This is a genomic window from Prosthecodimorpha staleyi, from assembly GCF_018729455.1.
In the GTDB taxonomy this organism is placed as follows: Bacteria; Pseudomonadota; Alphaproteobacteria; order Rhizobiales; family Ancalomicrobiaceae; genus Prosthecodimorpha; species Prosthecodimorpha staleyi.
The window spans coordinates 281,530-303,338 of sequence record NZ_JAHHZF010000007.1; the positions used below are offsets into that span (position 1 = coordinate 281,530).

General features: G+C 63.9%; 20 protein-coding genes and 2 pseudogenes. 4 read left to right on the forward strand and 18 right to left on the reverse strand.

Translation table 11 applies throughout. The features are described from left to right. Positions 1–115: 115 nt before the first annotated feature. From KL771_RS15905 to argH, 12 genes and pseudogenes are all read right to left on the reverse strand, one after another. Positions 116–319 carry a hypothetical protein gene (locus KL771_RS15905; RefSeq protein WP_261969521.1) on the reverse strand — a complete coding sequence of 68 codons (204 nt, stop codon included), beginning with the start codon at positions 317–319 and terminating at the stop codon, positions 116–118. A 458-nt stretch (positions 320–777) separates the two neighbouring features. Next, positions 778–1,218, reverse strand: coding sequence for a hypothetical protein (locus KL771_RS15910; RefSeq protein WP_261969522.1), 441 nt, complete (start codon positions 1,216–1,218; stop codon positions 778–780). A 49-nt stretch (positions 1,219–1,267) separates the two neighbouring features. Continuing rightward, positions 1,268–2,092 carry an IS5 family transposase gene (locus KL771_RS15915; RefSeq protein WP_261969523.1) on the reverse strand — a complete coding sequence of 275 codons (825 nt, stop codon included), beginning with the start codon at positions 2,090–2,092 and terminating at the stop codon, positions 1,268–1,270. A 98-nt stretch (positions 2,093–2,190) separates the two neighbouring features. Further along, positions 2,191–2,706, reverse strand: coding sequence for a hypothetical protein (locus tag KL771_RS15920; protein WP_261969524.1), 516 nt, complete (start codon positions 2,704–2,706; stop codon positions 2,191–2,193). 138 nt (positions 2,707–2,844) lie between these two features. Then, a pseudogene (locus KL771_RS15925) lies at positions 2,845–3,853 on the reverse strand (IS630 family transposase). A 58-nt stretch (positions 3,854–3,911) separates the two neighbouring features. Beyond that, on the reverse strand, positions 3,912–5,048 hold the full coding sequence (locus tag KL771_RS15930) for an RHS repeat-associated core domain-containing protein (RefSeq protein WP_261969525.1): 1,137 nt from the start codon (positions 5,046–5,048) through the stop codon (positions 3,912–3,914). Beyond that, positions 4,955–5,854 carry a polysaccharide deacetylase family protein gene (locus tag KL771_RS15935; RefSeq protein ID WP_261969526.1) on the reverse strand — a complete coding sequence of 300 codons (900 nt, stop codon included), beginning with the start codon at positions 5,852–5,854 and terminating at the stop codon, positions 4,955–4,957. Before KL771_RS15935 ends, KL771_RS15930 begins: the two co-directional genes overlap by 94 nt. A 21-nt stretch (positions 5,855–5,875) precedes the next feature. Continuing rightward, positions 5,876–7,288, reverse strand: a complete 1,413-nt coding sequence (locus KL771_RS15940) for an MmgE/PrpD family protein (protein WP_261969527.1) — start codon at positions 7,286–7,288, stop codon at positions 5,876–5,878. 103 nt (positions 7,289–7,391) lie between these two features. Then, the gene (locus tag KL771_RS15945) at positions 7,392–8,228 is read right to left on the reverse strand and encodes an ABC transporter substrate-binding protein (protein ID WP_261969528.1); all 837 of its coding nucleotides are present in this window, start codon (positions 8,226–8,228) and stop codon (positions 7,392–7,394) included. A 26-nt stretch (positions 8,229–8,254) separates the two neighbouring features. Continuing rightward, a complete protein-coding gene (locus KL771_RS15950; RefSeq protein ID WP_315901505.1) occupies positions 8,255–9,025 on the reverse strand; it encodes an amino acid ABC transporter ATP-binding protein in 771 nt (256 codons plus the stop codon). Positions 9,026–9,036: 11 nt separating this feature from the next. Beyond that, a complete protein-coding gene (locus KL771_RS15955; RefSeq protein WP_261969530.1) occupies positions 9,037–9,888 on the reverse strand; it encodes an amino acid ABC transporter permease in 852 nt (283 codons plus the stop codon). 49 nt (positions 9,889–9,937) lie between these two features. After that, the gene (gene argH / locus KL771_RS15960; protein ID WP_261969531.1) at positions 9,938–11,344 is read right to left on the reverse strand and encodes an argininosuccinate lyase; all 1,407 of its coding nucleotides are present in this window, start codon (positions 11,342–11,344) and stop codon (positions 9,938–9,940) included. A gap of 109 nt (positions 11,345–11,453) precedes the next feature. Between argH and KL771_RS15965 the strand changes: the two genes are divergently transcribed. After that, positions 11,454–12,362 (forward strand): LysR substrate-binding domain-containing protein, encoded by a 909-nt coding sequence (locus tag KL771_RS15965; RefSeq protein ID WP_261969532.1) that lies wholly within the window; start codon positions 11,454–11,456, stop codon positions 12,360–12,362. 16 nt (positions 12,363–12,378) lie between these two features. On the opposite strand, the gene KL771_RS15970 is transcribed toward KL771_RS15965, so the two are convergent. Next, on the reverse strand, positions 12,379–12,855 hold the full coding sequence (locus KL771_RS15970; protein ID WP_261969533.1) for a GNAT family N-acetyltransferase: 477 nt from the start codon (positions 12,853–12,855) through the stop codon (positions 12,379–12,381). Positions 12,856–12,912: 57 nt separating this feature from the next. Further along, positions 12,913–14,054: pseudogene (locus KL771_RS15975) on the reverse strand (IS256 family transposase); the annotation flags it as partial. Between the two features lie 223 nt (positions 14,055–14,277). On the opposite strand from KL771_RS15975, the gene KL771_RS15980 reads away from it, so the two are divergent. The 3 genes from KL771_RS15980 (at position 14,278) to KL771_RS15990 (ending at position 17,713) form a co-directional block, all read left to right on the forward strand. Next, entirely contained in the window at positions 14,278–15,687 is a 1,410-nt protein-coding gene (locus KL771_RS15980) for an RHS repeat-associated core domain-containing protein (RefSeq protein ID WP_261969534.1), read from the forward strand. 3 nt (positions 15,688–15,690) lie between these two features. Then, entirely contained in the window at positions 15,691–16,095 is a 405-nt protein-coding gene (locus KL771_RS15985) for an SMI1/KNR4 family protein (RefSeq protein WP_261969535.1), read from the forward strand. A 352-nt stretch (positions 16,096–16,447) separates the two neighbouring features. Further along, the gene (locus tag KL771_RS15990; protein ID WP_261969536.1) at positions 16,448–17,713 is read left to right on the forward strand and encodes a GspE/PulE family protein; all 1,266 of its coding nucleotides are present in this window, start codon (positions 16,448–16,450) and stop codon (positions 17,711–17,713) included. Here the strand turns inward: KL771_RS15990 and KL771_RS15995 are convergent. The 4 genes from KL771_RS15995 to KL771_RS16010 are packed head-to-tail and all read right to left on the reverse strand — an operon-like array spanning position 17,647 to position 21,809. Next, a complete protein-coding gene (locus tag KL771_RS15995; RefSeq protein ID WP_261969537.1) occupies positions 17,647–18,360 on the reverse strand; it encodes a ribonuclease activity regulator RraA in 714 nt (237 codons plus the stop codon). The two genes, KL771_RS15990 and KL771_RS15995, sit on opposite strands and share 67 nt — an antisense overlap. A 15-nt stretch (positions 18,361–18,375) precedes the next feature. After that, a complete protein-coding gene (gene araD / locus KL771_RS16000) occupies positions 18,376–20,106 on the reverse strand; it encodes an L-arabinonate dehydratase (protein ID WP_261969538.1) in 1,731 nt (576 codons plus the stop codon). 31 nt (positions 20,107–20,137) lie between these two features. Then, on the reverse strand, positions 20,138–20,992 hold the full coding sequence (locus KL771_RS16005; protein WP_261969539.1) for an ABC transporter permease: 855 nt from the start codon (positions 20,990–20,992) through the stop codon (positions 20,138–20,140). Between the two features lie 4 nt (positions 20,993–20,996). After that, positions 20,997–21,809, reverse strand: coding sequence for an ABC transporter ATP-binding protein (locus tag KL771_RS16010; RefSeq protein WP_390866940.1), 813 nt, complete (start codon positions 21,807–21,809; stop codon positions 20,997–20,999).

Consider the following 21,809-nt stretch of genomic DNA (forward strand, 5'->3'; position numbering starts at 1 on the left):
AGCTGCTCCTGGCGAAGGCGAGCTGTGTGCCGATTCGATGTTGTGATCGAATTTCGAACGAAGTCCCGGTCCAACCGGAGCTTCTGTTTTGGCGGGAATGTGCGAACGGCGGGTTCTAACCCGAAGCCGGCTTCTGGCCTCCGTCAAAGTTATTGTCGCCGGTGCCGTTGGGATTGTTCTCGGCATGGTGCTCGGCACCGGACGCTGGTGGGAGCGCGTCACCCGCGACCTCGTCGGCGCCGCCGGCGCCTAAGTCTGGCATCCCGTCGCGGCCAAGATCCTGATCGGGACGGCTGCGCTCCTGCTCGAAGACAAGCACCTGCCGTCTCCGGCCGAGATGGAGCCCGCCGCCGCCTTCCTGTTCGGCGTCGCCGGCATGATCGCCTGACCGAGCGTGTCGTAGCCGTAGTTCCAGTCCTCCTTGGCGGTGGTGGACCGCGCCTGCGTGATGCGTCCGCCGGGATCACGGGTGTAGGTCTTGTCCTCGATGACGGTCGCGCCGTTGGCGGTCAGGACGCGGTCGAGCCAACCGCGGGCGGTCGAATAGGTGAAGTCGGTGGTGACGCCGTTGGCGTAAGTGGCGCGCAGGGTGCGGCCGGCGGCGTCATAGGTGAAGCTCGCGACATGGCCGGGGATCGACAGAAGCCGGCCGGCGGCGTCGTAGGTGACGGGGGCGGCGGGCGTGCCGACCGCGTCGCCGTCCGGAAAAACTGGAAACAGCGAAATGAGCCATTGTTCTTAAGAAATTTCAACATTTGCACAAAATTAAATGAACCCTTAAATTCCAGGATATTTTTTTAGAATTTTTCTCATAGATTTATAAATTGAGATTGCTTCTTGAGGTGCCGGGACGAGTGTACTCGTACGCCTCATTGCCGATCTGTTAGCCAAGAACAGTGAACCTTGCAGGATACCTTCTTTTTTTGTTAAATATTGCGTCAATTCAATGAATGGTCCGCCAAACGATGAAATCACAAATAATGGGCTTTCGTCTTTATTTATGATCTCAACATCAGGATACTCGACGGTCCAAATCGGAGACCCAATAAAGTAATGTCGCCCAGGAATTACGTCTTCTTCATAAATTATTCTATTCATAAAAGTAACATCAGCAACCTCATGCGAAAAATTACTCAAAGCCATATTGCATCCACTATCAGATGCAAAATTTAAAGCAGCCACAATATTAGATTTCATTGTGACATAATTGTAATTCATCTCAAGACTCCGGTCGCTTCCATCGATTTATTAGAGTCCGTTTGGAAACTCAAAGATTCGCGTTCCGCCTGATGAGCAAGCCTCCCATGGCGACGTGAATCATAGCGATGGGCACGTCGATGCGACGCTCGTAGTCACGCACGAGGCGTCTCCAGCGGACCATCCAGCCGAAGCTGCGCTCGACGACCCAACGGCGGGGCAGGACCTGGAAGCTTGCCTGCCCTTCGTTGCGACGGATGATCTCCAGGACGAAGTCGAGATAGGCGGCCTTGTCCATCAGGTATAGCCGATCATAGGCGCCATCGGCGAAGAGGTGCTTGACCCACGGCCAACGCTTGCGGATAGCATCCAGGATCGCCTGCGCTCCGGCGCCGTCCGAGATGTTGGCGGGCGTCAGACGAACCATCAGGAGCCGTCCGTCGGTGTCGACCGCGATGTGCCGCTTGCGTCCGACGATCTTCTTGCCCGCGTCGTAACCCCTTGTTTCGGCATGAGGCGCCTTGACCGATTGGCTGTCAATGACCGATGCCGACGGGCTTGCCTCGCGCCCGGCCCGCTCGCGATCGAGCATCAGTTCAAGGTCATGGATGGTCTGAAACAAAAAGCGCCGCGCCAATTCGCGAAACCAGCCGCAGATCGTGGGCCAGCGTCCGAAATGCACCGGCAGCATCCGCCAGCCGCAGCCGGACCGTACCAAGTAGCGCACCGCGTTGATAACCTCCCGAAACTCCACCTCGCGCGGACGCCCGGTGCGACCGGGCTTCGGCATCAACGGTGCGATCCGCTCCCACTCCTCGTCCGTCAGATCGGACGGGTAGCGCTTCGTCTTCTTGGCGATCTTGGCCATCCGGCCTCTGGTCTCGGGCGTCCACATCCCTATCGTGAATCACATCCCGACTTCTCTGCAAAGCCGCAACGTCTGTTTCCAAACAACCTTTGAGGATGCTGCGAGAATGGGCCAATGTATAAAAATCACGAATTATATATCATTCCCCTCTTTCGGGTGCGTAAAACTATTCGAGGAACTCCTGGTGTGCGGTCATCATGACTTTCTCCGAGCAAAATTAAATCAAACGTCCATTCTAGCCTATCAGCCATTCCATTAATTACATCTCTTTCCTTCTCTATATATTTCGATTCGGCTCTCATAATTTTTGCAGCTGCTCTTATTTCCCATAGTACAGCCTTGGGGACAAAAGGTTGACTCTTCAACTCGTAAGCCAATTTCTTGCAATCGACGTCCAACCGCTCAAATCCTTGGACATCCAGTGTGCGAGCAGTCTGAATCTGTAGAAGAAAGTTCCCGAGCTCCTTCTTAAATCGCTCAAAAGTCACCCCTGAATCATACATCATGGCCATATTATCCCCTCTCGCGGAATCTTCTGAAGGATCGTTACTTCTTGCGCCCAAAGAGACCGCTGATAGGCCAAACCCGCCACGCCGGATCGTGTCCCGCGATGTGGTATATCTGACGAGAACGGTGGTCATCGGCGGAACGTCGGTATGGTCGGATTTCCGAATCTCAACCCTATCGAGGAACCACCGATGACCGAGATGATGATGAGCCTTCGTTCGCTCGTGGAGAAGAGCCCCGACGCGGATGCGCTGCGGGAGATGATACCAACCTCATAAAATTCTGACCTTTCGGAGGTATGGGTAGTTTGTGAGGGATACGATCCTTCCGGGCTCGGCTGTGAGGTCGTTCCAGGCCTTTGCGCAGGCGTCGACGATGGCGGTGGTATCCGTGAAGACGCGGTGGGAGAGGAAGCGCTCCTTGAGGTAAAGCCAGACGCGTTCGACCGGGTTCAACTCGGGCGAGTAGGATGGCAGGTGGGCGAGGCTGACGTTGGGCGGGATGGCGATCGGCCGGTGACGTGCCAGCCGGCCCTGTCGAGCACCAGAACGGCATGGACCCTTGCGGGCAGGCTCGCGGCGAAGGCGTCGTCGGTGCCGGGGCGGACGGCGCCGTAGAGGTAGGCAGACTTGAAGCGCTTGTCGGTCTTGGCGGTCGGCCGGACAGCTTTCTCGTACCAGACGTGCGCATTGCGGCCCTTCTGGCCCACGCGCGCTTCATCCTGGAACCAGAGCTGGACATCGTCCTCGCGATGGCGGCGCACGATCCGCCTCACGGCCTCGGCCAGCCCCCCTTTTTGAAGGCCTTCTGCGCCTTCGGGTCAGACTGTGGGTGCCGCGCCCGGGTCTTCTGCCAGGACAGGCCGAGCCCGTGCAGCACCTGCAGCATGCCGTTCTCCGAGTAGACGACGCCGAACCGCTCCTCGCAGAGCCGGCAGATGTCGATCACTCGCCAGGTCGAGACGCCGTCCTTCTCCCGATCCGGCCCGCGCAGGACCATGGCCTTCAGCACCGCCTGGCCACCCTCGTCGAGCAGTGGCGGCTGGCCGGAGCGGGGGCGGTCGGACAGTCCGCCGATGCCTTCCGCATTGTAGCGCACCACCCAATCGCGCAGCGTCTGGCGATCCATCCCGGCCGCACGCGCCGCAGCCGCCCGGCTCATCCCCGCCAATGCGTTGGCGGTCGCCAAAAGCCGCGCCGCAACGCGGCCGTCCGCCTCTTCACGGGCCAAGCGCCGCAGCGTCGCCACCTCAATGTCTGTCCTGATGCTGAGAGCTGCCATCGCCGATCCCTCCCCACAAGAGGGAAGCAGCCATCACCTGATTTGGGAATCCCAAGAGTCAGGAATTCACCAGCTCGATATTACTTGAGATTGCTGAATATGATGGCATCAAAATGCTGACCGGATCGATTATCGAAAGTGTTTGAACCTGATGGCCGGCTGCGACAAACTTTGATGCGGTATCTCCACCATAACTATGTGCTATGATGTTAGCTTGGCCATCTTGTGAATCAATCCATTTCCCGAGTGCCTCAGAATGATCCCAGGTGAAATAAGTCGCGTGTTGTCCTCCGGCGCTCATTCCTAAAAATGTAGAATAGGCTGGCCCATTGATAGTTTTGTCAAAAAACAACCTAAAACTGCATTGATTCCACCGTTTCCGCAAAAACCGTAGATGTTTTGGAAGCAAAGGCGCTCTGGATATGCGAGTGATCAATAGGGAACCAACTTGAGTTGCCGCTCCGATCGCTGCAGACGTTATATAAGATTGAAGTGGGCTCAAATTCCCTGCAACCGCATCATGAATTCCCTGTGTGACGACACCGGCGGCAGCAACGGTTAGAGCTGCAATTGCAATATCATCGATAACAAAAATATGCCCTTTCGGATCGCTCTTGTTGATCGGATCATTGTCCGCATAGGCATAGCGATTGGTTCCGACGCCTTCCTTGAGCGGATCCCAGGTGTCGGGTGAGACGAAGCGGCCGATGGCCGGGTCGTAGTAGCGGGCGTGCAGATACATGAGCCCCGTTTCGGGATCGTGCCGCTCGCCGATATAGCCCTTGTCTTCCTCGTGGCCGGTCGACTGTGCGCGCGTGCCATAGGGCGTGAAGGTCTGGCTCTGGGCGAGCGCGCCGGTCGCGTCGGTGACCTGGCGGACGCTCGACAGGTGGTCGCGGTGCAGGAAGTGGGCGGCCGCGCCGGAGCCGTTGCCGACCCGCTTCACGTCCGACTGGACATATTTGGTCCAGGTCGAGGCCGAGACCAAGCTGCCGCTCGAACAGGTCCACTTGGTGTTGCGTTCGAGGTCGGCGCCGAGCGTCAGCGTCACGTCCGTGCGGGTGCCGGTGCAGCCGGCGTCCGAGACCGACTTCGGCTTGGTCAGGCGCTCGCCGTCGGGACCATAAGTGAAGGCGACGGTGACGCCTCGCAGGCAGCGTAGTGGCTGGCGATCTCGGCGCCGGTCGCGATCCACACGTCGTCGCGGGCGGCGACATGGCGCAGGAAGTCGCGCAGCAGATGCCAGCGCATCGGCCGCCCGGACACCTGCGGGTGCAGCACCATGGTGGTGACGCCGCCCCAGCTGTGCGTCGCCTCGAACTCGTCGATCCACAGGTTCAGCACCGCCTCGCGGCCGAAGATCGGGCGCGGATCGACCCGGCTGGTCATCCCGAAATTCCAGTCGTCGAAGGCATAGTTGACCGGGATCTCGATCGGTCCGGGGCGGTCGTCGTGCAGCCGATGGCGATAGGGGCGGATGTCGTCCCGGAAGGAACTCGAATAGGTCAGCCCGCTGTCGGCCAGATAGGCGAGGAGTTCCGGGAAATTCTCGCCCGACGGCGCCCGGTAGCCGATGGGGCGCACGCCAAGTGCCCGGTCGAGCGCCTCGAAGCCCCGGTCGATCTCCTCGCGCGCCGCCTCGAAGGCGCCGCGTTCGGGCCGGCGATGCAGGTAGCCGTGATGGCCGATCTCGTGCCCGGCGTCGACGATCGCCGCACACTGGGGCTGATGGGCGAGTGCGGTCCAGCCGGGAATGAAGAAGGTCGCCTTCAGCTTGAGCTCGTCGAGCAGCATCAGGATGCGCTCGATGCCGACGCGGCCGTCGTAGCCGCCATGCGAGACGGTGACGAGCCGGTCGCCATTGGCCGGCGTGTTGCCGATCCAGGCGGTCTCGCCGTCGACGTCAAAGCCGATGAAGAGCGCGCTGCGGGCGCCGTTCGGCCAGGGAAAGCGCGGCGCCGGGGCGGCGCGGTTGAAGGCGATCGGCGGAAAATCGGTCATCGACACGAACCTTGGGAACGATCAGCGGAAGGGATCGGCGGCAGGGCCCGTTCCGGCCAGGCAGGCGAGCAGCGGTTCGACATCCCGGCTCTCCGGCAGGGCGGCGACGAGGCCGGCGATCTCGGCAACCGCCTCGGGGGAGAGCGCGAGCCCGGCCAGTTCGGCGAATTTCGCATCGATCGCCGCCGGCGTCATCGGCCGTTCCACCGAGCCGGTCGGTCGCGGCACGCGCTTTTCGGCCTGCGTACCGTCCCCGAACCGGAGGGTGACAATCGGCTCGTCGAGCGGGGCGAAGCCGGCGTCGACGGCGAGCGTGATGCGGTCCAGCATCGCGGCGACGCGGGGATCGTGGCGCCGAGCCTGCGCATAGGCCGACAATCCGGGCTCGCCGTGGACGAGCCGCAGGGCCAGCGCCAGCGGCAGGCTCATCTGGGCGGCGGCGAGCGGTTCGACCTCCCGCCGGCCGCACATGCCCATCAGCAGACCGCTGACGCGGACCTCGACCCCGTCAACCGCCTCGGCCGTCCGGCCGGTCTCGGCGAGGAGGTCGCCGACCGCATCGATCGCCGAATGGGTGCCGCGGCAGGCGGCGTAGGGCTTCAGCGAGACGCGCGACAGCTTGTAGACCGCGCCGAGATCGGCGGTGAACCGGCTCGGATCGCCGGCGCCGTGGCCGAAGCTGCGGAAGAAGCCGCCCCACACGTCGTCGAAGACCTGCGCGGGCCCGCGAAAGCCGGCGCGCGCCAACTGGGCGGCAAAGAGCCCCCCCTCCGCGGCGCGGCCCGCATGCACCTTCTTGGTCTGGGCGCCATCGTGGATGAAGGCCCACAGTCCGGAGGAGAAGCTGGTCGCCGCCGTGATGGCATGGGCGGTCGCCGCGGCATCGAGCTGCCACAGGCGGGCGACCGCGGCGGCGGCGCCGACCGTGCCGCAGGTGCCGGTCGAATGCCAGCCGTCGCCGTTGTGGCGATCGTAGCCGCCGGCGGCCTCCAACAGGCGGCGGCCGACCTCGTAGCCGACGACGATCGCAGTCAGGAGCTCGGGCCCGGAGACGCTCCGGCCTTCCGCGGCGGCGAGCACCGCGGGCACCACCACCGCGCCCGAATGGTCGCAGCCGCCGGTGTCGTCGAGTTCGAAGACATGTGCGGCGACGCCGTTGACGAGCGCGGCGTCGCGGGCGCCGGCACGTCGGTCGGTGCCCCAAATGCGCGCGCCGGTGCTGCCGCCCGGCTCGATCGTCCCGAGCACCAGGGCGAATTCCTGCGAGCGGGTGCCGGCGAGGGCCGCGCCGAGGGTGTCGAGAAGATGCACCTTCACCTTGGCGGCGACATCGGCCGGCACCGCGTCCCAGCGCAGCGCCGACGCGAAGGCGGCGAGGCGCGCGAGTTCCGTCGCGCCGGTCGCCGGCGCGTCATCCCGTGGATCGGTGGCCATGATCATTCCTGTCTCGATGCGGCGACGGGACCGCGCCTCAAACGCGATCCCGCAGGCGCTTGGCGTCAACGGCCCGATGCGTCCGCATCCCGGTCCGGCGGCTTCACTTCACCGCTTCGCCGTTGATCAGCACGGTGTCCAGCATGGTGATGCCGAGGCCGTAGCTGTCGAAGATCTTCTTGTATTCGCCCGACGCGATCAGCCGCTTCAGCGCACCCGCATAGGCGTCGCGCAGGCCGGTCTCGGCCTTCGGGAAGGCGATGCCCTGCAGCACGGCCGTGAAAGGCGCGCCGACGATCTGGTAGGTGTCCTTCTCCAGGCCGATCAAATAGGGCAGCGTCTCGGAGCCCTGGACGGCGCCGTCGACGCGGCCCTGCTTGAGCTGCGCGCGGGCATCGGCAGAGCCTTCCGAGCCGACCACCTGGATCGGCGGCTTGCCGTTGGCCTCGCAATTGTTCTTGCTCCAGGTCGCGGTCTCGTCCGGGAAGGACGTACGCCGGCTCATGGCGACCTTCTTGCCGCACAGATCGGTCGGGACCTTGAATTCGTCCTTGCGCTCGTAGGACGTGTAGAACTGCGCGCCGGATTTCATGTAGTCGACGAAATCGAGCGTCTCGCGGCGCTTCGGCAGATCGCTCATGCCGGAGTGGATGAGATCGACGCGGCCGGTGGTCAGCGACGAGATCATCTGCTCGAAACCGATATCGGACCACTCGACCTTGACGCCGAGTTCCTTGGCGAGCGCCAGCCCGAGGTCGATGTCGAGACCCTTGAGCTGGTTGGTCGCCGGGTCCTTGTATTCCATCGGCGGATAGTTCGGCTGGTTGGCGACGATCACCTTGCCGGCCGTCTTGATGCGGGCCGGCAGATCCTGCGCGGCGGCCGGCGTGACGGCCGCACAGGCGAGACCGATGGCAAGGATGGCAAGCTTCGGCGTCATTGGCTTTCTCCCGGGATCGAGATCGTTCACTTGTGGACGGCGCGGATGAACGCCGCGCAGCGGGCATTGTCCGGTTCGGACAACACTTTCTGGGCCGGGCCGACCTCTTCGATCCGGCCGGCTTCCATGAAGGCGACGGTGTCGGCCACCCCGCGGGCGAAGCCCATTTCGTGGGTGACCACCACCATGGTCATGCCGGACTCGGCGAGATCCTTCATCACATCGAGAACCTCGGAGACCAATTCCGGATCGAGCGCCGAGGTCGGCTCGTCGAACAGGATGAGCTCGGGCCGCATGCCCATGGCGCGCGCGATGGCGACGCGCTGCTGCTGGCCGCCGGAGAGTTCGGAAGGATAGTGGTTCATCTTGTCGGAGAGGCCGACCCGGTCGAGCAGTTCGCGCGCATGCTCCGCCGCGGCCTTGCGATCCTCGCCGAGGACGTGGATGGGGCCCTCGGTCACGTTCTGCAGCGCCGTGAGATGGGGAAACAGGTTGAAGCGCTGGAACACCATGCCGGTGCGGCGGCGCTGGCGCGCGATCTCGCTGTCGCGCATCTCATAAAGACGGTCTCCCTCGCGCCGGTAGCCGAGCAGTTCGCCGCCGATCCAGATGGCGCCGCCGTCGATGCGCTCCAGCATGTTGATGCAGCGCAGGAAGGTACTCTTGCCCGAACCGGACGGACCGATGATGCAGCAGACCTCACCCTTGCGGATGTCGAGGCTGGCGCGGTCGAGCGCGGTGAAGCCGGTGAAGCGCTTGGTGACGTCGATCGCCTTGACGAGGATTTCCGACATGATCCGCCTCCCCGTCAGCCCGTCGCTTTCAGACGCTGGATCCCGCGTGCGAAGTAGCGTTCCACATACATCTGCCCGATGGAAAGCACCGTCACGGCCGACAGGTACCAGAAGCTCGCCACCAGCAGCAGTTCCAGGACGCGCGTGTTGGCGTAGTAGATGATCTGGGCGTTGTGCAGGATCTCGGAATACTGGATGACGCTGGCAAGCGAGGTGGTCTTGACCATGCCGATCAGTTCGTTGCCGATCGGCGGTAGGATTACCCGCATCGCCTGCGGCAGGATGATCCGGCGCAGCATCAGCAACTGGCCCATGCCGATCGAACGTGCCGCCTCATACTGGCCGGCATCGACCGAAAGGAGCCCGCCGCGAACCACCTCCGACGTATAGGCGCCCTGCTGGATGCCGAGCGCCAGCATGGCGGCGACGAAGGGCGTCATCACGTCGACCGTGCGCCATTCGAACAGGCCCGGAATGCCGATCTTGGGGAAGACCAGCGCCAGGTTGAACCACAACAGCAGCTGCAACAACGCTGGAGCGCCACGGAAAATCCAGACATAGCCGGTCGCGATGGTCGACAGCACGGGATTCTCGGAGATGCGCATGATCGCGAAGATCACGCCGAGCGTGATCCCGACCGCCATGGCGGCGAAGGTCATCAGGATCGTGTTGACGAGGCCTTCGAGAATGCTCTGCGAGAACAGGAACTGGCCGACATAGCTCCACTCGATCTTGCCGTTGATGAAGGCCCGGACCAGAGCGGCCAGCAGCAGGCAGACCACACCGGCCGCGATCCAACGCCCCCAATGCCGCCGCGGCACGATCCGCAGATGGCTGGTCTGGTACATGTCGCGTTCGTCGGTCATCGCGATCCCTCCCGTCGTGGCATCGAGGCGCTGCGCCGGTTCGATGGCGCTATGCGATCGTCCAGGCCCGCTGACGGGCGAGCGTCGCCGCCAGGCGTTCGATCTGCCCGCGGATGCTGGCCGGGGCCGTGCCGTTGTGGCCCGACCGCGCCGCCACCGCCGCCTCCGGGGTCAGCCGGGTCAGCACGTCGGCGGTCAGTCGCGGGTCGACCGCGGCGAGATCGGCGGCCGACAGTTCGGATAGGTCGCAGCCGCGCGCCTCGCAATGGCGCACCAGCGCGCCCGTGATCTCGTGCGCCTCGCTGAACGGAATGCCGCGCCGGGCCAGCCAGTCGGCAACCTCCGTCGCCAGGGTGAAACCGAGAGTCGCCTGGGCTTTCAGGCGATCCCGGTCGACCGACATGGTGGCGATCATACCGGTCATCGCCGGGAGCACCAGTTCGAGCGTGTCGAGCGCCTCGAAGGCGGCCCATTTATCCTCGGCAAGATCGCGATTGTAGGCGAAGGGGATGCCCTTCAGCGCGATCAGGACGCCCTGCAGCACCGCGATCAGGCGGGACGCCCGGCCGCGCGTCAGTTCGGCGATGTCCGGGTTTTTCTTCTGCGGCATGATCGAGGAGCCGGTCGCATAGCCGTCGTCCAGCTCGACCCAGGCGAACTGCTTGGAGTTCCAGATGAACACCTCCTCGGCCAAGCGCGAGAGGTTGACGCCGATCATGGCGGTGACGAACAGGAACTCGGCGACATGGTCGCGCGCGCCGACGGCATCGATCGAATTCTCGCAGGGGCCGTCATAGCCGAGTTCGACGGCGGAGAGTTCGGGATGGAGCGCGATCGCCGAGCCGGCGAGCGCAGCGGCACCGAGCGGCGACAAGGCCGCGCGGCGATCCCAGTCCATCATCCGGTCGACATCGCGAGCGAGGCCCTGCGCATGGGCCAGCAATTGATGGGCGAAGGACACCGGCTGCGCCGGCTGCAAATGGGTGAAGCCGGGCGCGATGGTGTCGACATGCGCCGTTGCCTGGGCGACGATCGCGTCCTGCAGCGCCAACAGATCGACCGCAACGGCACGGGCCTTGGTCCGGAGATGCAGCTTGAGATCGTTGGCCGCCTGATCGTTGCGCGACCGGCCGGCGCGAAGCTTGCCGCCGAGCGGGCCGAGCCGGTCCTTGAGGACCCGCTCCAGGAAGGTGTGGACATCCTCGTCGGCCGGGATCGGCGCGACCTCGCCACGGGCGAAGGCCTCGGCGACATCCGCAAGTGCGGCCTCGACGGTGGCGCATTCCTCAGCGGTCAGAATGCCGGCCCGAACCAGTTCGCGCGCATGGGCGGCCGAGGATTGCAGGTCTTCCGGCGCCAGGCGGAAATAGTTCGCCGGCGCCCGCGACAGATCGACCAGCGCCCGCGACGGCGCCTTGCTGAACCGGGCGCCCCACAACCCACCTGCGCTCTTCATGTGCAACCACTCCTCTTGCCCATGCATTGGGCATCAGGGTGTTGCCCTCGACAAATGAAATGAAGTCAAGCATACTATTCCATATCGGAATATCCGAGGATCGACGGCCTTGCACCTGCCCTCCACCACCGCGCTGAGGGTGATCGCCGCCCTCGCCCAACACGGCACGGTATCGGCGGCGGCGGTCGCGCTGAACCTGACGCAGAGCGCGGTGAGCAAGCAGTTGAAGGCCGTGGAGGCCCTGATCGGGCTGACCCTGTTCGACCGGGCGCGGCACGGCCTGGTCCCGACCGAGGCGGGCATCGTCTATATCGAACAGGCACGCATCGCGCTCGGCGCACTGGAGACGGCGGCCGTCCGCACGGCGCGGCTGCGCGGCAGCCGGCCGGTCCTGCGCCTGCATGTCCTGCCGATCCTGGGCGACCGCTGGTTCATGCAGCGCCTGATCGGTTTCACGGACCGGCACCCGGATGTCGATGTGCAGTTCGTCACCTATGCGTCGCGGGAGGCGCATCGCGATGTCGATGTGGTCTTCCGGTTCGGCGAGGGGCAGTGGCCCGGTTGGAACGCCGACTACTTTCTCGGCCGCGACGTCGTGCTGGTCGGCTCGCCGATGACGCTCGACCGCGGCGGCGGCATCGCGGACTGGCGCGACATCGCCAGGTTCCGCCTTCTGGTCCATCCGCAGACCCCGCTGCACTGGAACCGGCTGTTCGCGCAGTATGGCGGCCTCGACATCCCGCCCGAGCGGACGATCACCCTGTCCTACTATGCCCTGGTCATCCGGGGCGCGATCGGCGGGCAGGGTCTGGCGCTGGTCCCCAGGACCCTGATCGCGCGCGAGCTTGCCGCCGGCGAACTGGTCAACCCGCTCGGCATCGGCTTCGAGAGCCAGAACTGCTACTGGCTGACGACACCGAACGAACGGCCGCGCGAAGGCGTGCTGAAGCTCTTCTGTGACTGGGCGCTTGCGGAAGCGGCGCGCTCAGAGGTGCCGCAAGACGCCGTCAACGCCTGAGCGGACGCGCAGCGCGTCACCGAGCCCGGCCGGCGGTCTCGGCCAGCGGGGCGCCGGTCAGGCGGTAGAAGAGCTTGCCGGTCTCGCGCCGCGCCCCGAGCGAATCGTAGAAGGCGAGCAGCGCCTCGTCGTCGCGATCGGCGGTCCAGTCGATGCGGCCATAGCCCTCGGCCCGGGCGAGGTCAGCGAGCGCCGCGATCAGCCCGCGGCCGAGACCGTGGCCGCGCCGGGCCTCGGCGACGTAGAGCTCCTTGAGGAACAGCCCCTTGCGCAGACCGGGCCCCGGATAGAGCGCGGCGAAGGCGGCAAAGCCGTCGATCCCATCGCCGGTCTCGGCGACCAGGATGCGGTTGCCCGGCGGCAGGTCCGCCAGATCGGCCAGGATCGTCGCGCGCGGCGGACAGGGCACGCCATAGTGGGCCTGCATCTGCTCGAACAGCGTCGCGAGCGCCTCGCTGTCGCGCGGCTCGCACAGCCTGAACACTGTGGTCATCGAATTTCCCCTGGGACTGTCAGGAATTTCGTGTGTGGGCGTGCGGTTGAACATCACTTACGCCCTTGCGGCCTGGAATCGGTCCGCGAAGAGAATGGCGAACTGGCTCTTGGCCATGGCCCATTCTCTTGGTGGCATCTTCCACTCCTTCTCCGACCTGTTCAAGACGAGGAACAGGAGCTTCATCACTGCTTCGTCGGTCGGGAAGTGGCCCCTGGCCCGGACGGCCCGCCGGAGCTTCGAGTTCAAGGCCTCAATGGCATTGGTGGTGTAGATGATTCGCCGAACGTCCTTCGGGAAGGCAAAGAACGGGATGATTTCCTGCCAGGCGCGGCGCCAGATCTGGCCGATGGCGGGGTATTTCCGGCCCCAGGGCCCGTCTTCGAAGGCCGCCATATCGTAGAGTGCCGCGTAGATCGCCTTCGGGCCGGCGGCCAGCTCCTTGCGGTCCTTCCAGGAGGCGAAGTCGAGCGCGTTTCGCATCAGGTGGACGATGCAGCTTTGCACCGTCGTTTCCGGGAAGACGGCGTTGATCGCGTCCGGAAAGCCCTTCAGTCCGTCGATGACGGCGATCAGGATGTCCTCCATGCCACGGTTCTTCAGCTCGTTCATGACGCGCAGCCAGAACTTTGCGCCCTCGTTCGTTTCGATCCAGAGCCCGAAGATCTCCTTGGCGCCGTCGCCGCGCACGCCGAGCGCCACGTGCACCGCCTTGTTCCGGACATGACCCTCGTCACGGATCTTCACCCGGAGAGCGTCAAAAAGTGAGGAGGATCAGAAAGCGATCCAGTGGATCGCTTTCCCGACGAACAAGGGGATAGACCGATTCCAGCGGTCGGTTCTGCCAGGCGGCGATCTCCTCCAGGACGGCGTCCGTCACCGCCGAGATCAGGTCCGGCGATACGTCGATACCGTAGAGCTCCTGGACATGGCCGACGATCTCGCGCGTCGTCATCTCGCGCGCGTACATCGAGATGATCTTGTCGTCAAAGCCCGGGAAGCGGCGCTGATACTTGGCCAGAAGCTGCGGATCGAAGCTCGATTGCCGATCGCGCGGGATAGGCAGCTCCACCGAGCCGTTCTCCGTCAACACCGTCTTCTTGCCATAGCCGTTGAGCGTGTCGCCCGCGCCCCCCGTCGCCGGCCAGATGATGGTCCATCTCGGCGTTCAACGCCCGCTCGGCCAGCGCCTTCTTCAGCTGGCTGAACGGCCTGACGGTCGTCAAGAGCGGCACCACAATCGAGAACAAGACCTACACGCGCGAGGCCAACGGACGGATCACTCAGGCGCGTTCCAGCGTCACCAACGAGGACTGGAACTACGGCTACGACGCGCTCGACCGTCTGACCTCGGCCGACAATCTCGATACCGACGCGCTCGACCAGAGCTTCGGCTATGACCTCGGCGGCAACGTCACGTCGATGACCGGCCAGGGCAGCTATGTCTATCCGTCGCCGAGCGCGGCCCGGCCGCATGCGCCGACCTCCGTCGGCGGCCAGTCGATCACCTATGACGCCGCCGGCAACACGCTGACCGGGCTCGGTCGCAGCTTCGTCTGGGACGGCGAGAACCGCCCCTCCAGCATCACCAAGGCCGGCGTCACCGTCGCCTTCACCTACGGTCCCGACGGCGAGCGCCTGACCAAGCAGAAGTCGGTCTCGGACGCCGGCTGCACCGGCAGCCGGACAGACGTGACGCTGACGCTCGGCGCCGACCTCGAGCGGGACACCAAGTGGACCTGTTCGAGCGGCAGCTGGGTCTCGACCTCGACCTGGACCAAATATGTCCAGTCAGACGTGAAGCGGGTCGGCAACGGCTCCGGCGCGGCCGCCCACTTCCTGCACCGCGACCACCTGTCGAGCGTCCGCCAGGTCACCGACGCGACCGGCGCGCTCGCCCAGAGCCAGACCTTCACGCCCTATGGCACGCGCGCGCAGTCGACCGGCCACGAGGAGGCCAAGGGCTATATCGGCGAGCGGCACGATCCCGAAACCGGGCTCATCTATCTGCACGCCCGCTACTACGACCCGGCCATCGGCCGCTTCGTCTCACCCGACAGCTGGGACCCGCTGAAAGAAGGTGTTGGCACCAATCGCTACGCCTATGCGGATAACGATCCGATTAACAAGAGTGATCCGAATGGGCATTTTATAAATTTTCTTATCAGCGGGGTAATGAGCGGTGGTATGGAGCTTGCCTCCAAGCTCTATTCCGGAAATCCAGTTAACTGGAGCTTGGTCGCATCTGAAGCAGCAATAGGAGTCGCAACTGGCGGCGTGGGGCCTATATTTAATGCCGCAAAAATTGGTATTGGCGCAGCGAGGACTGCAGTTGCAGTAAAGACGACTGTAACACTTATTGAGGAGGCCGGTGAGGCTGGACTAAGGAGCGGTGTTAAAAGTGCTGTTGAAAAGGAGGCAGCCGAAAGTCTAACTACTGTCGGTGCCAAAATCGCCCCGGGAGTTTCTAGCGAGGCTACCAATGCTGCAAAATTGGCGGCCGGTGAAGCCAAGGATGCAATTCCGCGAGGTGAATTCTCCATTATTGATTGGTCCGGATATCCGCAAGGACTTGCTAAGCCTGAAGGTCCGTTTAGATTGCTAACTGGTTCGGAATATGCGTCTGCGCGATCGGCTGCTAACAACGCAAACAGGGCTATTCGGGAGGCGCAGGGGCTGGTAGGGAAACCGCTTAATATCCACGAACTCAATCCTGTAAAGTTTGGCGGGTCGCCGATTGACATGGCAAACAAGGTGGTCCTGGATCGTGGCTTTCATAGGGGCGTCGTGACGCCATGGTGGAGTCAGCTTGCAAGAGATTTGGCGAGGTAAAAGATGTATCCGTATCCTGATCTTTTGCGAGAATGGCATGGAAATCCGGGGGCCAGCCCAGAAATAATTGATCACGAGATAGAGATTTTAAAATACCCCCTTCCTGATGATTATATTTTATTTATTTCCCGAACAAATGGCGGAATGGGTTATGTTGGAAATGCTTATGTTGATTTCTGGAAAATTGATGAACTCGATGAATTCAACAAGCAATGTGAGACCAGTATATACGCTCCAGGCTTTCTTTTGTTCGGCACCAACGGCGGTAATGATGGGTTTGGATTTGACTTCAGAGGGTCAGAATTGCAGATACTAAGAATGCCGCTGATCGGGATGTCTTATGAGTTGACCGAGCTCCTTGGTCAATCATTCGATCAGTTTATGTATAAAATTGCGGAAGGAGAATGAATCGGTGCTTAAGGAGCGTCCCCGCGATCTTTATGGAAAGATCATCCACCATGTAACGCCTATAATTTTGGGCGGCGATCCTACATCAATGGATAATGTTACCATAATTAGTCGCGATGAGCATTTCCAGCTTATTCGATATTGGAATTCAGTAATTAGAAACATTCGAGTACGCGATTGATTTTGCTCAAACATCTATGTGCTCCTGTTTTTCTTCATGCGATAACAAAATGAGCTATATAATCGTAAGTAGAAATTTCGCGAAGTCCGCTTAGGGGTACTGAATTGGTCTTAGCTTCTCATATCGCGGGGGCATTTGGTTTTTTGAAAGTGAGTTGAGAAGAACTTGTTCGTGTTGGCGACGATTAAGCCGGAGCTTATCGACCGCGCGCGACGCGCTGCCGAGGCGAGCGGCATGCGTCTCGATCAGGTCGTCGTACAGCTTGGCCTGATCTCCGAGGATGCCCTGCGCAGCGCCGCTGCGACGGAGATGGGGCTGGCCGAGGCGGGACCCGACAGCTTTCCCGTTGAGCCGCTCTTCTCCGGGCTGCTCGCCCCCGCCTTTCTGCGCCATGCCGGTCTGGTTCCTCTCATCGATCAGCCGGACTTCGTTGAACTTGCCATCAGCGATCCCTTCGACAGCTTCTCCCCGGGCCTCGTCGCGGCCAAGCTCGGCAAGCCGGTCAGGCTTCGCCTGGCCAAGAAGCGCGACATCGAGCAGGCGATCGACGACCTCTATGGCGGCAAGGAGACCGCGCCCGGTCAGACTCCGGCAGCCGAGCTATCGGCCACCGACCTGGATCGCCTGCGCGACCTCGCCGGCGACGCGCCGACCGTGCAGTTCGTCGACCGGATGATCGACAGCGCGATCGAGCTTGGCGCCTCGGACATCCATCTCAGCCATACGGCGCGCGGGCCGCGACTGCGCTACCGGGTCGACGGCCTCCTGCGCGAGGGCGACGCGCCGCCGGAGAGCCTCTATTCCGGCACGGTCTCGAGGCTGAAGATCATGGCCGGCCTCGACATCGCCGAGCGCCGCCTGCCGCAGGACGGCCATATCGCCGTCGTCTCGCGCGGCCGCGCCGCGGACCTGCGGGGCGCCAAGCAAGTAGAAGATGGCGTTCATGGACGCCCGCGTGTCGGTCTTGCGCGGGCGACCGCCCGGCGAGGCCGGCGGGATCCGCGGGCGGGCTGCTCCCACTCCGCATCTGTCAGAGTGCTCGCGAAGCGCCGGCTCTCCCGCCGATGGATCGATGACTGTTCCTCCGCCCACATCCCAAGTCACCGCTCCGATAGCTTCGGGATCGGTGACTCACGCCACCACGCCGAGCGCAACGATCTGTTGGGTCAGGCTTCTGCGCCACATCGGCGTCTGGGTCCGGCGCCAGACATGAATCCCGGTGGCCACTCCGTCGCGTTCAAGCGCCAAGTCGTCCAGGGGTCTTTGGGCGTCGCGCCGCCTGGACGATCATTCGCGATGAGCCAAAAGAGCCGCTCGACGGTTCTGGACATGCGAGCGCCAGGGAGAGCGCGCGCCGCGATCGATCCTGCTCAGCGACCGTTGCGGGCCCGCCAGTCCGCGAAGTCAATCTTCGATTGTTCGTCGGTCGGTGGGTAGAGACCGAGAATCGAGCGGCCCTCCCGTACCTTTTCGGTGACGAAGTCCTCGAAGGCGGTCATTTCCGTCGCCTCGTCGGCGATTTCGTCGGCCAGATGAGCCGGGACGACGATGACGCCTTCTCCGTCGCCGACGATGATGTCGCCCGGAAACACCGGCGCGTCGCCGCAGCCGATCGGCACGTTGATGTCGATCGCCTGGTGGACGGTCAGGTTCGTCGGCGCCGAGGGACGGTGATGGTAGGACGGCAGCGCCAGATCGGCGATTTCGGGGCTGTCGCGGAATCCGCCATCCGTGACGATGCCGGCGCAGCCGCGAACCATCAGACGCGTGACCAGGATCGAGCCCGCCGAAGCCGCACGCGCGTCGCGGCGGCTGTCGATCACCATCACGGCGCCGGGCGGGCACTCCTCGATCGCCTTCCGTTGCGGGTGCGCGCGATCCTGAAACACCGAGATGGGGTTCAGGTCCTCCCGTGCCGGCATGTAGCGGAGCGTGTAGGCGGGGCCCACCATGTTGTCGCCCTTGAACCTCAGCGGATGGACATCCTGCACATACTGTCGGCGCAGGCCGCGCTTGAAGAGGGCGGTGGCAAGCGTGGCGGTGCTGACATGCTTCAGCTTCTCGCGGGTCGCATCGGACAACATGGCGGTTCCTCGGGATCAGAAGATGACGGGTTCGGTGACGGGCGCGCCGAAATCGGTGCGCAGGAAATCGAAGTCGCAGCCTGCGTCGGCCTGACCGATATGGCGGGAGAACATCCAGCCATAGCCACGCTCGTAACGGGGCGGCGGCGCCGGCAGCGCGGCGCGGCGGCGCGCGAGTTCATCCTCCGGCACGTCGAGCGAAATGCTGCGCGCCGGCACGTCGATCGAGATCACGTCCCCGGTCCGCACCAGCGCGAGCGGGCCGCCGACATAGGATTCGGGCGAGACGTGCAGGATGCAGGCGCCGTAGCTCGTGCCTGACATGCGCGCGTCGGAGATGCGCACCATGTCGCGAACGCCCTGGCGGACGAGCTTTTTCGGGATCGGCAGCATGCCCCATTCGGGCATGCCCGGGCCGCCGAGCGGGCCGGCATTGCGCAGCACCAGCACCGTATCGGGCGTGACATCGAGGTCGTCGCGGTCGATGCCGGCCTTGAGGGCCGGGTAGTCGTCGAACACCAGCGCCGGCCCGGCATGGCGCAACAGGCGCGGATCGGCGGCCGAGGGCTTCATCACGCAGCCGTTCGGCGCGAGATTGCCCTTGAGCAGCGCCAGCGCCCCCTCGGCATAGATCGGCCGGTCGAGCGGCCGGATCACATCATCGTCGTACACGGCCGCACCCTCCAGGCTCTCCGCCCAGGTCTTGCCCGAGGCGTTGATCTGGTCGAGATCGAGATGCGGGGCCAGCCGGGTCAGGAGCCCGAGCAACCCGCCCGCATAGTAGAAATCCTCCATCAGGTAGCGGTCGCCGCTCGGCCGGATGTTGGCGATGACCGGCACCTTTCGGCTCGCGGCGTCGAAATCCTCGAGTCCGATCGGATGGCCCGCGCGGCGTGCCATCGCGATGACGTGGATGACCGCATTGGTCGAACACCCCATCGCCATCGCGACGCTGATCGCGTTGCGGAATGCCGCCTCGGTCTGGATGCGGGCCGGGGTCAGGTCCTCCCAAACCATGTCGACGATCCGGCGCCCGGCGGCGGCACACATGCGGATGTGGTTGGCGTCGGCGGCCGGGATCGACGAGGCTCCCGGCAGCGACATGCCGATCACGTCGGCCAGTGCCGTCATGGTCGATGCGGTGCCCATGGTCATGCAGACGCCGTAGGACCGCGCGATGCCGACCTCCATTTCCGACCAGTCCTTGTCGGAGATGTTGCCCGCTCTGCGTTCGTCCCAGTATTTGAACGCGTCCGAGCCCGAACCCAGCACCTTGCCGTGCCAGTTTCCGCGCAGCATCGGGCCGGCCGGCACGAAGACCGCGGGCACGCCCGCCGAGGTCGCACCGAGCAGGAGACCGGGGGTGGTCTTGTCGCAGCCGCCCATCAGGACCGCGCCGTCGACCGGATGCGAGCGGATCAGTTCCTCGGTCTCCATGGCCAGGAAGTTGCGGTAGAGCATCGTGGTCGGCTTGACCTTGCTCTCCGAGAGGGAGATGGCCGGCAGCTCGACCGGGAAGCCGCCGGCCTGCAGGATGCCGCGCTTCACGTCCTCCACGCGCTGCTTGAAATGGGCATGGCACTGGTTCAGATCCGACCAGGTATTGACGATCGCGATCACCGGCTTGCCGCGATAGTCCTCCGCCGCATAGCCCATCTGGTTCATGCGCGAGCGATGGCCGAAGGAGCGGAAGTCGTCCGGCTCGAACCAACGGGCGCTGCGCAGCTGGTCGGGGGTCTTGGTCACGGGGGCGATCCGGTTGGACGGGGCGGCAGGGTCAATGCTGCAGACCCCACTTGAGGACGGTGCGGCGTTCGACGGTGCGGAACACGAGGTTCTCCACGACGAGGCCGATGACGATCACGGTCAGGAGACCGGCGAAGACGGCCGGGATCTCCAGGAGGTTGCGGTTCTCGAAGATGAACCAGCCGAGCCCGCCCTGGCCGGACGAGACGCCGAACACGAGTTCGGCGGCGACGAGGGTGCGCCAGGCGAAGGCCCAGCCGATCTTGAGGCCGGTCAGGATGGACGGAAACGCGGCCGGGATCAGGATCTTGCGGATATAGGCGAAGCCCCGCAGCCCGTAGTTCCGGCCGACCATCCGGAGTGTCTCCGAGACCGCCCGGAAGCCCGAATGGGTGTTGAGGGCGACCGGCCAGAGCACCGAGTGGACCAGAATGAAGACCAGACTGCCGTTGCCGAGGCCGAACCAGATGAGTGCGAGCGGCAGGAGAGCGATGGCCGGCAGCGGGCTGAGCATTGCCGTAACGGTCTCCAGGAAGTCGGAGCCGATCCGGGTATTGATGGCGAGCACCGTCAGCAGCCCGGCCAGCGTGACGCCGACCCCGTAACCCATCAGCAGAACCTTGATGGACGACCATGCCCGCGCCGGCAGAATGCCGGTCCTGACATTCTCGATCAGCGCCTGCACGGTTTCCGACAAGGTCGGAAACAGGAGCGGATTGTCCAGGATGCGGCCATAGGCTTCCCAGACGAGCGCCAGGACGATCAGGATGACGGCCTTGCGCAAGGCCGGGATGTCCCAGGCGCGTTCCGCAAGGCCGATCTTCCGCTCGACCTCGGTCGAGGCGGTGCCGGCGGCGTCGCGCCGGACGATGCGGGCGGTGCTCATGGGGTTACTCCGCGTGGGCCGGTTCGGCGAAGAGGAGATCGTGGATTTCCCTCTCGAGCCGCCCGGCGCTGCCGTCCGTGATGCTCGCGGTGTCGACGTCGACCACCTCCGCCTTGACCCTGCCGGGATGCGGCGAGAGCAGGAGAATCCGGTTGCCGATCTTGATCGCCTCGGCGATCGAGTGGGTGACGAACAGGACCGTGAAGCGCGTCTCGTCCCACAATTGCAGGAGCTCATCCTGGCAGGTGCGCCGGGTCAGCGCATCGAGTGCGGCGAAGGGCTCGTCCATCAGCAGGATGTCGGGCTCCATCGCCATGCCGCGGGCGATGGCGACGCGCTGCTTCATGCCGCCCGAAAGCGTGTGCGGGTAGCTGTCGAGGGCACGGGTCAGGTTGACCTTTTCGATGTAGTGGCGCGCTTTTTCTTCCGCCTCCCGGCGGCCGAGACGACGGGCGTCGACGAGCGGGAAGGTCACGTTCTCAAGGACGGTCTTCCAGGGTAGGAGCTGGTCGAACTCCTGGAAGACCATCATGCGGTCGGCGCCGGGCTCGGTCACGGTCCGGCCCTTGATGGTGATCGAACCCTCGCTCGGCCGGATGTAGCCACCCACCGCCTTGAGCAGGGTCGACTTGCCGCAGCCCGAAGGCCCGAGCAGGACGAAGCGATCGGAGGTGTCGACCTGGAACGAAACCCGCTCGGTCGCGGTGATCACGACGCCGGGCGTCTTGTAGCGCAACGTGACGCCGGCCACGTCGAGAAGCGGGGTCGCCGCTGTGCGGTGCGCCACGCTCGCCGGCCCGGAGGCTTGGCCGCGCAT